Source organism: Cupriavidus sp. DL-D2, assembly GCF_039710735.1.
In the GTDB taxonomy this organism is placed as follows: Bacteria; Pseudomonadota; Gammaproteobacteria; order Burkholderiales; family Burkholderiaceae; genus Cupriavidus.
The window spans coordinates 1-13,617 of the sequence record NZ_JBDKXK010000087.1 but is presented as its reverse complement, the minus strand read 5'-3'; the positions used below and the strand labels follow the sequence as shown (position 1 = coordinate 13,617).

The 13,617-nt window shown below is 64.3% G+C and carries 13 protein-coding genes; 5 read left to right on the top strand and 8 right to left on the bottom strand.

Going from position 1 to position 13,617, the window contains the following annotated elements:
* Nucleotides 1-66 precede the first annotated feature (66 nt).
* Nucleotides 67-1,071 carry a LacI family DNA-binding transcriptional regulator gene (locus ABDB81_RS28185; protein WP_249359133.1) on the top strand — a complete coding sequence of 335 codons (1,005 nt, stop codon included), beginning with the start codon at nt 67-69 and terminating at the stop codon, nt 1,069-1,071.
* Nucleotides 1,072-1,087: 16 nt separating this feature from the next.
* On the opposite strand, the gene ABDB81_RS28180 is transcribed toward ABDB81_RS28185, so the two are convergent.
* From ABDB81_RS28180 to kbl, 7 genes are all read right to left on the bottom strand, one after another.
* Complete coding sequence (locus tag ABDB81_RS28180; protein ID WP_346814180.1) at nt 1,088-2,551, bottom strand: efflux transporter outer membrane subunit; 1,464 nt, start codon at nt 2,549-2,551, stop codon at nt 1,088-1,090.
* Nucleotides 2,548-3,513 (bottom strand): HlyD family secretion protein, encoded by a 966-nt coding sequence (locus tag ABDB81_RS28175; RefSeq protein ID WP_202126849.1) that lies wholly within the window; start codon nt 3,511-3,513, stop codon nt 2,548-2,550. Before ABDB81_RS28175 ends, ABDB81_RS28180 begins: the two co-directional genes overlap by 4 nt.
* Nucleotides 3,510-3,719, bottom strand: a complete 210-nt coding sequence (locus ABDB81_RS28170; protein WP_137925440.1) for a DUF1656 domain-containing protein — start codon at nt 3,717-3,719, stop codon at nt 3,510-3,512. Before ABDB81_RS28170 ends, ABDB81_RS28175 begins: the two co-directional genes overlap by 4 nt.
* A complete protein-coding gene (locus tag ABDB81_RS28165; protein WP_137925380.1) occupies nt 3,719-5,695 on the bottom strand; it encodes an FUSC family protein in 1,977 nt (658 codons plus the stop codon). Before ABDB81_RS28165 ends, ABDB81_RS28170 begins: the two co-directional genes overlap by 1 nt.
* Entirely contained in the window at nt 5,692-6,162 is a 471-nt protein-coding gene (locus tag ABDB81_RS28160; protein ID WP_137925381.1) for a MarR family transcriptional regulator, read from the bottom strand. The genes ABDB81_RS28165 and ABDB81_RS28160 overlap by 4 nt, the downstream gene beginning before the upstream one ends.
* A 121-nt stretch (nt 6,163-6,283) precedes the next feature.
* Nucleotides 6,284-7,255: an NAD-dependent epimerase/dehydratase family protein gene (locus ABDB81_RS28155; protein ID WP_160473973.1), complete on the bottom strand. Its 972-nt coding sequence runs from the start codon at nt 7,253-7,255 to the stop codon at nt 6,284-6,286.
* Nucleotides 7,252-8,454 carry a glycine C-acetyltransferase gene (gene kbl, locus ABDB81_RS28150; protein WP_346814179.1) on the bottom strand — a complete coding sequence of 401 codons (1,203 nt, stop codon included), beginning with the start codon at nt 8,452-8,454 and terminating at the stop codon, nt 7,252-7,254. The genes ABDB81_RS28155 and kbl overlap by 4 nt, the downstream gene beginning before the upstream one ends.
* Before the next feature lie 92 nt (nt 8,455-8,546).
* Here kbl and ABDB81_RS28145 point away from each other — a divergent pair, with 92 nt between their 5' ends.
* Nucleotides 8,547-9,137 (top strand): XRE family transcriptional regulator, encoded by a 591-nt coding sequence (locus ABDB81_RS28145; RefSeq protein ID WP_346814178.1) that lies wholly within the window; start codon nt 8,547-8,549, stop codon nt 9,135-9,137.
* A gap of 180 nt (nt 9,138-9,317) precedes the next feature.
* On the opposite strand, the gene ABDB81_RS28140 is transcribed toward ABDB81_RS28145, so the two are convergent.
* Entirely contained in the window at nt 9,318-9,989 is a 672-nt protein-coding gene (locus ABDB81_RS28140; RefSeq protein ID WP_137925385.1) for a GntR family transcriptional regulator, read from the bottom strand.
* 118 nt (nt 9,990-10,107) lie between these two features.
* On the opposite strand from ABDB81_RS28140, the gene pruA reads away from it, so the two are divergent.
* The 3 genes from pruA to ABDB81_RS28125 form a co-directional block, all read left to right on the top strand.
* Nucleotides 10,108-11,733 carry an L-glutamate gamma-semialdehyde dehydrogenase gene (gene pruA / locus ABDB81_RS28135; RefSeq protein WP_346814177.1) on the top strand — a complete coding sequence of 542 codons (1,626 nt, stop codon included), beginning with the start codon at nt 10,108-10,110 and terminating at the stop codon, nt 11,731-11,733.
* Nucleotides 11,734-11,796: 63 nt separating this feature from the next.
* Nucleotides 11,797-13,005 (top strand): ABC transporter substrate-binding protein, encoded by a 1,209-nt coding sequence (locus ABDB81_RS28130; RefSeq protein ID WP_346814176.1) that lies wholly within the window; start codon nt 11,797-11,799, stop codon nt 13,003-13,005.
* 186 nt (nt 13,006-13,191) lie between these two features.
* On the top strand, nt 13,192-13,617 hold a 426-nt coding region (locus ABDB81_RS28125), incomplete at its 3' end, for an ATP-binding cassette domain-containing protein (RefSeq protein ID WP_346814175.1).

Here is a 13,617-nt window from a genome sequence, read left to right as displayed (position 1 = left end):
GCGGTGAGTGGCACCTACCCCGGCGCAGATGGGTCACAATTCAGCATTCGACGGCGGAGCCATGAAGTGCCGAAATCAAGACTGGAGGATGTAGCGAAACTTGCGGGCGTCTCCACCGCGACCGTGTCGCGGGCGCTCACCTCCCCTTCTCTGGTGCGGGAAGATACGCTGGCCCGCGTGCGCGACGCGATCGATGCGCTGGGCTATGTTCCCGATGCGTCGGCCAGGACGCTGGCCTCGGGACGCTCACACACCATTGCGGCTGTGGTGCCCACTCTCGATAACGCCATCTTCTCGCACGCCATCCAGGGGATGCAGGAAGTGCTCGCCGCTGCGGGGTATCAGCTTCTTCTCGGGTCTCACAATTACGACTCGAATACGGAAACCGATGTCGTGAGGGCCCTGTCAGAGCGAGCCGTCGATGCCATGGTGTTGGTCGGCGCCGACCACGCCCCGGAAACGCTCTCGATACTCAAGCAATCACAAACCCGCACCATCGTCACCTGGGCGCTGTCCAACGCGCTCCCCTGCATCGGATTCGACAACTTCGAGATCGGCGCACTGGCTGCCAGATACCTGTTCGACCTGGGACACCGTCATTTCGGCATGATTTCCGGGATTGCACGGCACAACGACCGCGCTCGATTGCGCACAGAGGGCTTTGTCACCGCGCTGCGTGCCTTGCGCGCCGAGTTACCGCCACAAGCTGCATGCGAGCAGCCCTACTCTTTCGCCGGTGGACGCGCCGGACTGCAAGACATCCTGCGCAATTCCCCGACCAGGCCAACCGCTGTATTTTGCGGCAACGACGTGCTGGCGCTTGGATGCCTCTTCGAAGCCGCTGCCCTCGGTATCAGCGTCCCGTCCCAACTGTCGATCGTCGGCTGCGACGACTTGCCGATCTCCGCCGAGATCGCGCCAGGTCTTACCACGGTGGGCCTGCAAAGCAGCCTGCTGGGGAAAAAAACCGCAATTGCGTTGCTGCGCTGGCTGCAGGATGGCGTCGAGCCGGGACGGACCGAGATGCCAATCTCGCTGATCGAGCGCGGCACCACGGCGCCACCGCGTTAAGTTGTGACCGGCAAACTCAATGCTTCCGATCACCCACCGGACGGCTGGCAATCGCCGGCGCATCCTGCCATCCACCGCCCAGCGCAAGGAACAGATTGATCTGATCCATCGCCACCACCGCATCGGAGGTGGCGAGCGCCGCGTCCGTGTTGGCCAGCGTGCGGTCCGCGTCCAGGCTTTGCAGGTACGGCGAGCGCCCTGCCTGCCACAGCTTGCGGTTCTGGCGCGCGGCCTCTTCTGCCTTGTCGCGGGCCGAGCGCAGCGACTGGTTGCGCTCCAGTTCATGCGTGTAGGCCGACAGCGCGCTCTGCGTTTCGCGCAGCGCCTTCAGCACCACGCCATCGAAATGCGCGAGTGAGCCTTCCGCCCCGAACTCCATGTTGTGGATGCGTGCCCGCGTGCCGCTCGTGGGAATGGTCCACGATATCGCCGGCCCCCAGCCCCAGTGCGCCGTGGGCGCCTGGCCCAGGTGATCGAGAATCCCGGTGAAACCCGCCGACGCGCCGATGCGGATCTGCGGGAACAGGTCAGCGGTGGCCACACCGATCTTGGCCGTGGCCGAGGCCAGTTCGCGCTCGGCCTGGCGCACGTCGGGGCGACGCTTGAGCAGCGCCATGCCATCACCCACCGGCAGCGGCTGCTTCAGAGCGGGCACGTGTTCGCACGCCACGCTCTGGATGTCGAGCGCCATCGGCGGCTTGCCCAGCATCACGGCGAGGCGGTACGCCGCGCCTTCCTGCTCGGCACGATACTTCGGCAGCACGGCGCGCAGCGTATCGGCCTGTGCCTGCGCGCGCAGTACATCGGTCGGCTGGCCACGGCCGGCATCGACGAGTTTCTGCGCGAGTGTTACGCCGCGTTCCTGCAGGTCGAGCTGGTGTTGCGCCACGTGCAGTTCGTGCGTGGCGGTGCAGCCCTGCACATAGGCCCGCACGGTCTCGGCCACCACGCCGACGCGGGCCTGATCCAGCGCGGCATGACTCGCCTGCGCGGCGGCCAGCGCGGCCTCGTCGGCGCGCTTGAGCTTGCCCCAGAAGTCGATCAGGTACGACACCTCGAAACCGATGTCGCCAAAATTCATCGCCGGGATTTTTTCTTCGTGCAGCAGCGGTTCGCCGGCAATCTGGCCGCGTTCGGCGCTGGCGCGGAACTTGGCTTCGGGTAGGTTCTCGGCCTCCACCTCGTGGTAGATGGCGATGGCGCGCTTGAGGTTGGCGGCCGCCACGCGCAGGTCGGTGTTGGCGACCAGCGCCTGTTGGACGAGTCCGTCGATATGCGGGTCGTCGTAGAGACGCCACCAGTCGTTGGGTACGTCGCCAATCGACACGGCGCCATTATCGGAACCGCCGAACGGGCCATTGGCTGCGGACGATTGCACGACGGCATCGTCAGGCACCTTGTGGTCGGGGCCCACGGTCATGCAGGCGGCCAGCGCCAGCGGCAACATCGCCGTCAGCGCGACACGGGCAAAACGTTTCACTGCACAGCTCCGGTTGCGGGTGCGCGCTTGCCGGCCAGCGCCACCTTGTCTTGCGATTGTGTCGCAGCCGCCGGCGCGGCCTTGGTGTCTTTCGAACCGTCATCGCGCACCGATACCGTCGCGGTACGGCCCGCCACCAGACGCACATCGTCAGGCATCTGGTCGAACTGGATACGCACCGGAATCCGCTGGGCCAGGCGCACCCAGTTGAATGTCGGATTCACGTTCGGCAGCAGGTTCGAGCCATTGCTACGGTCGCGATCCTCGATGCCTGCCGCGATACTTTGCACATGGCCGTGCAGCACACGCTTCTCGCCCATGATGCGGATCTCGACCGCGCTGCCGATATGGATGCCCTGCAGTTTGGTTTCCTCGAAGTAGCCTTCCACATGGAACGATGTGGAATCCACCATCGACAGCACCGGCTTGCCCGTCACCACGTAGTCACCCAGTCGCGGCAGGCGATCGTTGACGTAGCCTTCCACCGGGCTCGTCACCTGCGTGCGCGCCAGATTGAGCTTTGCCACGCCGATGGCGGCATCGGCCTGCGCCAGTTGGGCTTCGCCCTGCTGCACCTTGGCCAACCCTTCCTCGATGATTTCCTTGGACACCACGTCAGACAGCGTCTGGCTGCGCTTGGCCTCGCGGCGCGCCTGCGACAGGTTCGCGCGCACGGCAGCAGCGGTGGCCTCTGCCTGCCGCAGCGCCAGCGCGTAGCGTTCGCGATCGATCTCGAACAGGACGTCGCCGGCCTTCACATGCTGGTTGTCCTTTACGGCGATGCGCGTGACCAGGCCGGAGACATCGGGCGAGACCTGCACCACCTCCGCGCGGATGTGCCCGTCGCGCGTCCATGGCGCCACGGTGTAGTAATCCCAAAGGTGTTTGACAACGACCGCGCCAACGGCCGTGACGGCCAGCGTCAACACGACCGGCCCGAGCGTAGAGAGTCTGAATTTCATGATTGCAGCGATGGCGCCAATGCCACCACCCCACCGAGGATGATCGCGTACAGCGCAAGATTGAACAGTGAACGGTGCCAAACGAGCCGGTAGAAGCCCACGCGCGTCAACACCGCGCGTGCGCCACTCGTGATGAGGAAGGCCGCGAACATCCATACGAGCAAGCTCGGGATGAACACGCCATAGATACTGAATTCACCGGGCATCATGCCTTCCTGGAAACGGTTGCCGGCAGCGCCGGCGGAAACAGGGCCACCTGCATATCGACCAGCGCGGCCAGCGCCACGCGGGAACGCACCTTCTGCTGCGCGTTCGTGATGCGGGTCTGCAACGCCTGCGGCGGCGCATCGGCGGATCCGTCGAGCCGGGCCTTGTAGTACGTGGTGATACTGCGCAACACGCGGCGCACCGCATGCTGCTCGTCGCCGGGCATCGACGCCATCTCGCGTTGCAGCGCCAGCGCGGTCAGTTCCACACGCACTTCGCTGAAGCCATCGCTCGACACCTCGCTTTCGCTGGCGGCCAGCCGGGGCACCAGTTGCGCAAGACGGTCCAGCATGCGGGCGCGCAACCGGGTATGCGAATCAGGATGCTGGCCCAGCGCGTTCTCCGCGATGTCGCTCCACCCTGCCCGCACCAGCCGGCGCGTGGCGGCGCGCGTGCCGAATGGCCGCACCACCAGCGTCCACGCCAGCGCGAAAGCAATCCCCGCAATGCCGGCAATGTTGCTGTTGAAGAACGACTGGAAGTTCGCGCTGTAGGCGCCCTGGATGCCGATGTCGTTGGCCGTCACCACGGCCAGCGGCATGCCGATCATCGCCAGGCGCGGCTGCGCCACGAGCAGGCCGATGATGAGATACGGCACGGCGAACATCAGCACCAGCATCTCGAAATCGTGCGCCACGGGCAGCACCGCGAACAGCATGACCATCGAGATCAGCAGGCAGACGATGTTCCAGTTGAAGAACGAGCGGATCATCGGCGCAGGCTCGTCGAGCGCGGCAAAGAAGCAGCACGAGATCGCGCCCAGCGCCACGGCGCCCGCGCCATCGGCCCACCCCGTATGGATCCACACCAGCCCCATGGCGAAGATCGCCAGCGCCACGGTCACCGTGGAGAACAGCAGCATGCCGTGATCGTAGTGGCGGGCACGACCCACTTCCCAGCGCAGGAATTCCGGCACCCACTCGCCCTGGATGTGTTTCTCGCCCAGGCGACGGCACAGCGTCATGCAGTCATGCCACAGCGCCACCATCTGGTGCAGGCGATCTTCGGCGGCGGTCACCAGCGCGGCATCCCAACCGGGTTCCAGCGGTGTGGACGGCAACGTGGGGCGTGTATCGCTGGCGGCGCCAGCCTGTATCCACGCCTTCACGGCCTGCATCTGCACGGCCAGCGGCGCGGGCACCCCGCCAGCGGCCTGCATCGATTCGACGATGGTCGCCAGCGAAGACAGCACCGGCAGCAGCATCGTCATGCGGCCACGCAGTTCCCGCGCGGCGCGTACGCGGTCTGCGCTTTCGGCGTCGTAGCCAAGCTGGCTGATGAGTTGGTCGAGGGCCAGGATGTCGGCAGCCAGGCGATGACGGCTCTGGTGCAACGAGACGCGGGCGCCGGGCGCCGCGGACAGCATGTCGGTGGCCCACAGCGTGGCATCGGCCATCCACTGGCGTGTCTTGTCGCGCAGCACGTTGGCCACGCTGGCCGGCATCAGCACGGCGCCCACTACCGCAGCGCAGAGAATACCGAGGCAGATTTCCTCGGAGCGCGCGACGGCGAGATCGAAAATACCGGTGGGGTTATCGACGGAAGGCAGCGCCACCAGCGGCAGCGTGTAGGCCGCGAGCATGAACACGTAGCTGCGCGGCGTGCGGTGCATCAATGCCACATACAACAGGCAGGCCACCCAGATGGCCACGGCGGCCATCAGCAGCGGCGGCGAGTTGACCAGCGGCGGCACCATCGCGATACCTGCTGCGGCGCCGATCAGCGTGCCGAGCACGCGGTACAGCGCCTTGGAGCGCGTGGCGCCCGTCAGGGGGTGCGCCACGATATAGACAGAGCCCATCGCCCAGTACGGACGGGGCAAGCCCAGGTACATCGCTATCCACAAGGCCAGCATCGCTGCGATGAAAGCCTTGAAGGAAAAGATCCAGTCCCGGGCAGACGGCCAACTCATCATGCTGCGCCGGACTCCTGCCGGTTCGACGAAGCGGCGGCGGCCGCGCGCGACAACGCTTCGAGCACGCGCAGCGTGGCAGCCATGTCCTCTTCGGAAATTTCCGCGAACACCTCGCTGCGCAACTGCTTGAGTTCCACCTCGATCTGCTCGGCCATGCGGTCGCCGGCCTCGGTCAAGGACAGCACATTGGCGCGCCGGTCGCTGGGATCCACCTCGCGGCGCACCAGTTCGGCGGCGCTCAGTTGATCCACCAGCCGCACCAGCGTGGCGCCTTCGACGCCCACGTAGTCGGCCAGGGTGACCTGGCGGACACCACCGCCCAGGCGGCGGATAAAGAGCAGCGGCGCGGCGGCGGCGGCGGAGATTCCGTGCGCAGTCACAGCAGCCTGGCTGATCTGTCGCCATTGGCGGCCGGCAAGCATCAGCTGGCCGGTAAAGGCGAATCGGAGAGCATCGATCTTTGGCATGGGCGAATAATAGACATGAATTAATTAGAATGCAAATGATTTATTTGCGAATTAGTTCACATGGCAAGTACTTCACCCGCAGTGCCTGCCGATGCACTGCGCTATCTCGCCTTTGCGGCGCTTAAGCCGCAGCCACACTCAGGCGCAAGTTCTCCAGCATGTCGTCCACCATCTGCTGCAGCGAGAAATGCGGCTGCCAGCCCCAGTCTCGGCGCGCGGCGCTGTCGTCGATCGAATCGGGCCAACCCTGGGCAATGGCCTGCCGATAGTCGGGCGCGTAGTTCACCTTGAAATCCGGCACGCGGCGCTGGATCGCTTCGGCGATCTCGGTGGGTGTGAAGCTCATGCCGGCCAGGTTGTAGCTGCCGCGCTCGCGCACCTGTTCGGCCGGCGCTTCCATCAGCTCCAGCGTGGCGCGGATCGCGTCGGGCATATACATCATCGGCAGGCGCTCGTCGGCTTCGAGGAAGCAGGTGTAGGGCTCGCCACGCACCGCGTGATGAAAGATATCGATTGCGTAGTCCGTCGTGCCGCCGCCGGGCGGCGTCTTGTGCGAGATCAGGCCCGGATAGCGCACGCTGCGCACATCCACGCCATGATTCTCGAAGTACCAGCGGCACCAGCCCTCGCCCGCCTGCTTGGAGATGCCATAGACCGTGGTCGGCTCCATGATGGTTTTCTGCGGCGTGTCCACGCGCGGTGTCGAGGGGCCGAACGCGGCAATCGAACTGGGCCAGAACACGCGCGAGATACCGTGATGGCGCGCGGCTTCCAGCACATTGAGCAGACCCGTCATGTTCAGGTTCCACGCCCATTGCGGTGCCTTCTCGCCGGTGGCGGACAGTGCTGCGGCCAGCAGATAGATCTGCGTAATGCCATGACGCTCGATCACCGTGGTCAGTTCGCCGCGATCCGTGATGTTGAGCATTTCGTGGGCGATGTGGACGTGGCGGCCCGTGGGCACGACATCGGAAGTCACCACCTGTTCGCGCCCATGGCGCTCGGCCAGGGCGAGCGCCAGTTCGGAACCAAGCTGCCCATTGGCGCCGACGATCAGGATCTTCGGCGCGCCAGTGTTGACTGCTGCGTTCATTGCACCAGCCCCAGTTCACGACCTGCCTGTGCAAATGCATCGAGCGCAGTGCGCAGCGTGGTCTCATCGTGTCCGGCGCTCATCTGCACGCGGATACGCGCCTGGCCCTTTGCCACCACGGGATAGAAGAAGCCGACCACATAAACGCCGAGTTCAAGCAGCCGCTCGGACAGTTTCTGCGCCTTCTCTGCGTCGTAGACCATGATCGGCACGATGGGATGATCGCCCGGCTTGATGTCGAAGCCCAGCGCGGCAATGCCTTCGCGGAAGAACTTCGTATTGGCTTCGAGCCGGTCGCGCAGTTCGGTGCTGCCTTCGAGGATATCGAGCACGGCAATGCTGGCGCCGACGATGGCGGGCGCCACGGTATTCGAGAACAGATAGGGACGCGAGCGCTGGCGCAGCAGGTCGATGACTTCCTTGCGGCCCGATGTAAAACCACCCGATGCCCCGCCCAGTGCCTTGCCGAGCGTGCCGGTGATGATGTCGATCTTGCCGAAGACGCCGCGTGCTTCGTGCGTGCCGCGACCGCGCGCACCCATGAAGCCGGTGGCGTGGCATTCGTCGATACCCAGTAGCGCGCCGTGCGCATCACAGATGCGCCGAATCTCGTCGAGCCGCGCTACGGTGCCATCCATCGAAAACACGCCATCGCTGAACACGAGCTTGAAGCGCGCGCCATCGGCATCGGCCTGTTTCAACTGAGCGGCCAGGTCGTCGAGATCGTTGTGCTTGTAGCGGTAGCGCTTCGCCTTGGAGAGGCGGATGCCATCGATGATCGACGCATGGTTCAGTTCGTCGCTGATCACGGCGTCATCGGGGCCGAGCAGCGTTTCGAACAACCCACCGTTGGCATCGAACGCCGAGCCGTAGAGGATGGTGTCCTCGGTGCCGAGGAATGCGGCGAGCCGCTGTTCGAGCGACTTGTGCAAATCTTGCGTGCCGCAGATGAAACGCACCGACGACAGGCCGTAGCCATGGGTGCGCAACGCCTCGTGCGCGGCTTCGATCACCTTGGGGTGCGAGGACAGCCCGAGATAATTGTTCGCACAGAGATTGATGACCTCGCGGCCATCCGCCGTGCGGATCGTTGCGCCCTGCGGCGTAGCGATGATGCGCTCGCGCTTGTACAGCCCCGCTTCGCGGATGGCAGCAAGCTCCGCGCGGATCGATGCATAAAACGCCTCGGCACTCGACATGGCCAGACTCCCGGTGGTAGTGTCTCGGATCACTCGATCGATAAATCGAACGAGTTCTATATAACGAACGTGCCGTGCACTATAACGAACGAATGACGACGACGCAACCCGTTCCCGCAGAAGGGCCACCAGCCGTTGGCAGCACGCTGCAGGCCCTGCGCCAGAGCCAGCAACTGTCGCTGGACGACCTCTCGCGGCGCGCCGGTGTCTCCAAGTCTATGCTGTCGCAGATCGAACGGAATCTCGCCAACCCCACCGTGGCGGTGCTGTGGCGGCTGGCAAACGCGCTGGGGGTGAGCCTGACGGACTTCCTGGCACAGGGCGGTAGCGCGCCACCGGCCCCGGCGATTACCGTGGTGCAGCCGCACGCGATTCCGGCGCTCAAGAGCCCGGATACGCGCTGCGAGCTACGTATCCTGGGTCCGATCGACCTCGCGGGGCGCTTCGAGTGGTATGAGTTATCGATCCAGCCCGGCGGCGTACTGGCATCCGATCCGCACGATACGGGCACGCAGGAGCACCTGACGGTGCTCACCGGCGCCATGACAGTGCAAGCCGGGGGCGACGAGAAGAAGTTGAAGCATGGCGAAACGGCGCGCTATGGCGCGGACGTGGCGCATGCGATTGGGAATCCGGGGAAAGGTGTGGCGACGGCTTTGTTGGTGGTGGTGCATCCGACTTGAACTACTGACGTAGTTCGCCCGGATTGTTTCGCTCCCCTCTCCCGCAAGGCGGGAGAGGGGTTGGGGGAGAGGGCCAGAGGCTCTGCTTGCCGACTTGCCGCAATTTGAACTGCTGGCCCTCTCCCCCGCCCCTCTCCCGCAAGCGGGAGAGGGGAGAAAACCGAAGAGCAAGGGAAAACGTTACCCCTCCTCCTTCATCCGCTCGCTCGCCAGCAAATTCCGCTTCGTCTCGAGGATGTGTTCCTCGAGCAAAGCCGCCACCTTCACCGCATCGCGCGCCTTGCACGCTTCGAGGATGCGATAGTGGTCGGCCTGCGGGCCTTCCTTGCCGGTAGCCAGTGACATCTGTTCGTGCGTATAGCGATCGGTATTGAGGCAAAACTCCTCGATCAGTCGGCGCAGGCGCTTGTTGTTGGCCGGCGCGCAGAGTGCCAGGTGGAAGCGCCGGTTGTACTCGGCCCATTCCGCGAGCGACTCCGAACTCGAGTACGCGTCAAGAATCTCCTGCATTTGCTGGAAATCCTGCTGAACCATGTTCGGCACGCCCAGCCGCGCCGCGTGGCATTCGAGCGCCACGCGGATATCGAGCAGTTCGCAGATCTGCGACACATCCATCCCCGACACCACGGCGCCCCGGTTGCGCTGGTAGGTCACCAACCCTTCCGTTTCTAGCTGGCGCAGTGCCTCGCGCACAGGAATGCGACTTGCGTTGAAGCGCTCGGCCAACGCGTCCTGCCGCAGTTGAACACCCACGGCAAGCGTGCCTTTCAGGATTTCATAGCGAAGCTGGTCACGGATGATCTGGGGTAAACCCTTGGTAGGGGCGCTGGTGCGGCCCGGTTGAATTGACATGGGAAGTGCTGGAGATCGGTGTGCGATTCGAGTGAGGTCCCTATTGTGCCTGAATATTCGCGCTGCTATATTGGATCCAATTTCAAACATTGCATATCCAATAGGTAATTTGTCGTATATGTCTGCAAACAATCTGCATCCAAAAACCACTAATGAAACCGGTCTGAGCTACGCACCCGGCAGTGCCGAGCGCAAGGCGCTGATTGCCGAACTGGACGCGCAGCAGGCACGCGTCCTCGAAATCCCCGCCGTGGTCAACGGTGAGCGCATTACCAGCGCCAGCCATACCGATGTCCGCGCCCCGCACGTCCATGCGCAGACGCTGGGCCAGATCCACAACGCCGACACCCCCACCATCCACGCGGCCATCGACGCCGCCGTGTCCGCGCAGCGGGACTGGGCCAACGCGTCGCTGGCCGAACGCTCGGCCGTGTTCCTCAAGGCCGCCGACCTGCTGGCTGGTCCGTGGCGCGCAAAGCTGAATGCCGCGACGATGCTCGGCCAGGGCAAGACCTCCTATCAGGCCGAGATCGACTCCGCCTGCGAACTGATCGACTTCCTGCGCTTCAACGTGCAGTTCGCGCACGAGATCGCCAACGGCCAGCCGATCTCGTCGCCGGGCATGCGCAACCACCTCGAATACCGTCCGCTGGAAGGCTTCGTCTACGCCGTGACGCCGTTCAACTTCACGGCTATTGGCGGCAACCTCGCCATCGCACCGGCACTGATGGGCAACACCGTGCTTTGGAAGCCTGCGGCCACGGCCTCGCTGTCGAACTACCTGTTCATGGAATTGCTCGAAGCGGCGGGTCTGCCGAAAGGCGTTATCAACTTCGTGCCGGGCGATCCGGTGGCGGTCAGCGGCGCCGTGCTGGCGCGTCCGGAACTGGCTGGCATCCACTTCACGGGCTCGACCGCCGTGTTCGACATGCTGTGGGGCGAAGTGGGCCGCAATGTGTCGCGCTATCGCAGCTATCCGCGTCTGGTTGGCGAAACGGGCGGCAAGGATTTCGTGCTCGCGCACGCATCGGCCGATGCCGAAACGCTGGCCGTGGCCCTGCTGCGCGGCGCCTTCGAATACCAGGGCCAGAAGTGCAGCGCGGCATCGCGCGCCTACATTCCCGCGTCGCTGTGGCCAGAGGTCAAGGATCGACTGGCTGCGCTGGTCGACACCATCCGCATGGGCGACGTCACCGACTTCACCAACTTCATGGGCGCCGTGATCGATCGCCGTGCGTTCGACCGTATCGCCGGTCATCTACAACGCGCGGCCAGCGATAGCAACGTGAAGATCATCACCGGCGGCAAGGCCGATGACAGCGTCGGTTACTTCATCGAGCCGACCGTGCTCGAAGTCAGCGATCCGCGCCACACGCTGATGGAAACCGAACTGTTCGGCCCGGTGCTGAGCGTCTATGTCTACGCGGACGAGCACTGGCCCGAAGTGCTGTCGCTGGTGAACGCTACCAGTCCTTACGCACTCACCGGCGCGGTGTTCGCCAGGGACCGCGCAGCCGTCACGCAGGCATCCGAAGCCCTGCGTTACGCAGCGGGCAACTTCTATATCAACGACAAGCCCACGGGCGCCGTGGTTGGCCAGCAGCCGTTTGGCGGCGCGCGCCGCAGCGGCACCAACGACAAGGCGGGCTCGCCGCTGAACCTGCTGCGCTGGGTTTCGCCGCGCACGGTCAAGGAGACGTTCGTGCCGCCCGCCGACTACCGCTACCCGCATATGGCCGGCTAAAGCCGGTACATCGAGAGATCGAGAGAGACAGTTTTCAAGCCACACCACCACGGAGAAGAAGAAATGAAGCGAGCTACCCTGCTGTCCGCCCTGGCGTTCAGCCTGACCACGTTTGCCGGTGCTGCCAGCGCGGCGATTTCCGGTGACGTCGTCAAGATCGGCGTGATGACCGATCTGTCCGGCGTGTATCTGGATTACGCCGGCAAGGGTTCCGTCGAAGCCGCCAAGATGGCTATCGAGGACTTTGGCAATGGCCTGCCCGGCAAGAAGATCGAACTGGTTACCGCCGACCACCAGAACAAGGCCGACATCGGCAGCGCCAAGGCGCGCGAGTGGATCGACCGCGACGGCGTGGACACCATCGTCGACCTGCCGAATTCGTCGGTCGCGCTGGCCGTGTCGCGCATTGCATCGGAGAAGAAGCGCATCTCGCTGATCACGGGCGGCGCCAATCTGCGCCACACCAACGAGGAATGCTCGCCGTACATCGTGCATTGGGTCTATGACACGTACGCGCTGGCCAACGTGGCCGGCAAGGCCATGGTCAAGCAGGGCCTCAAGAGCTGGTACTTCATGACGGCCGACTACGCCTTCGGCGCGTCGCTGGAAACCGCTACGGCTGACGTGGTCAAGGCATCGGGCGGCACGGTGGTAGGTCAGGTCAAGCATCCGCTCAACGCCTCCGACTTCTCGTCGTTCGTGCTGCAAGCACAGGCATCGAAGGCGCAGGTCGTGGCCCTGGCCAATGGCGGCGGCGACACCATCAATGCCATCAAGGCCGCCAACGACTTCGGCCTGCCGAAGAACCAGACGCTGGTGGGTCTGCTGATGACCATCAGCGACGTGCACAGCCTGGGCCTGAAGCTGACGCAGGGCATGAAGATGACCGACGCGTGGTACTGGGACCTGAACCCGCAGACGCGCGAGTTCGGCACCCGCTTCTTCGCGCGCATGAAGCGCATGCCGAACATGGTTCACGCTGGCACCTACTCCGCTGTGCTGAACTACCTGAAGGCCGTGCAGGCCACGGGCAGCGATGATTCGGACACCGTCATGGCTGCGTTGAAGAAGGCCAAGATCAACGACGCCTTCGCCAAGAACGGCTATGTCCGCGCGGATGGACGCATGGTGCACGACATGTACCTGATGGAAGTGAAGAAGCCCGCCGACTCCAAGACGCCGTGGGACTACCTGAAGCTGGTGGCCACCGTGCCGGGCGAGGAAGCCTTCCAGCCGCTGGCGCAATCGCGCTGCCCGTTGGTCAAGAAGTAATTCTCCCCGCTGGTGTTGTTCCCCTCTCCCGCCTTGCGGGAGAGGGGTTAGGGGAGAGGGCCGGAGGCTCTGCTTGCCGACACCGGTGGCAGGTTGCACTGCCCGCCCTCTCCCCCCGCCCCTCTCCCGTTCACGGGAGAGGGGAGAAAACCGGCAGCGATTTCACGGCAAATTTTCTCGTATCACATGACAACCAACGTACTGGAAGTCCGCAACCTGACGAAGTCCTTCAAAGGCTTCACGGCGGTCGACGGTGTGGACCTGCAGGTGCGGCGCGGCTCGATCCATGCATTGATCGGGCCGAACGGCGCAGGCAAGACCACCTGCTTCAACCTGCTCACCAAGTTCCTGGAGCCCACCACGGGCACCATTCTTTTCAACGGTATCGACATCACGCGCGAGAGGCCTGCACAGATTGCACGGCGCGGCGTGATTCGCTCGTTCCAGATTTCCGCCGTGTTCCCGCACCTGACCGTGCGCGAGAACGTGCGCATTGGTCTGCAACGCCAGCTTGGCACCGCGTTCCAGTTCTGGCGCAGTGAACGTTCGCTCGATGTGCTCGATGCACGTGCGATGGACTTGCTCGATCAGGTCGGTCTCACCGAATTCGCG

Coding starts and splice junctions, on each gene's coding strand:
- ABDB81_RS28145 (WP_346814178.1), top strand. CDS start 8,547: ATGACGACGACGCAACCCGTTCCCGCAGAAGGGCCACCAGCCGTTGGC.
- ABDB81_RS28155 (WP_160473973.1), bottom strand. CDS start 7,255: ATGAACGCAGCAGTCAACACTGGCGCGCCGAAGATCCTGATCGTCGGC.
- ABDB81_RS28140 (WP_137925385.1), bottom strand. CDS start 9,989: ATGTCAATTCAACCGGGCCGCACCAGCGCCCCTACCAAGGGTTTACCC.
- ABDB81_RS28160 (WP_137925381.1), bottom strand. CDS start 6,162: ATGCCAAAGATCGATGCTCTCCGATTCGCCTTTACCGGCCAGCTGATG.
- ABDB81_RS28130 (WP_346814176.1), top strand. CDS start 11,797: ATGAAGCGAGCTACCCTGCTGTCCGCCCTGGCGTTCAGCCTGACCACG.
- ABDB81_RS28170 (WP_137925440.1), bottom strand. CDS start 3,719: ATGCCCGGTGAATTCAGTATCTATGGCGTGTTCATCCCGAGCTTGCTC.
- kbl (WP_346814179.1), bottom strand. CDS start 8,454: ATGTCGAGTGCCGAGGCGTTTTATGCATCGATCCGCGCGGAGCTTGCT.
- ABDB81_RS28165 (WP_137925380.1), bottom strand. CDS start 5,695: ATGATGAGTTGGCCGTCTGCCCGGGACTGGATCTTTTCCTTCAAGGCT.
- pruA (WP_346814177.1), top strand. CDS start 10,108: ATGTCTGCAAACAATCTGCATCCAAAAACCACTAATGAAACCGGTCTG.
- ABDB81_RS28175 (WP_202126849.1), bottom strand. CDS start 3,513: ATGAAATTCAGACTCTCTACGCTCGGGCCGGTCGTGTTGACGCTGGCC.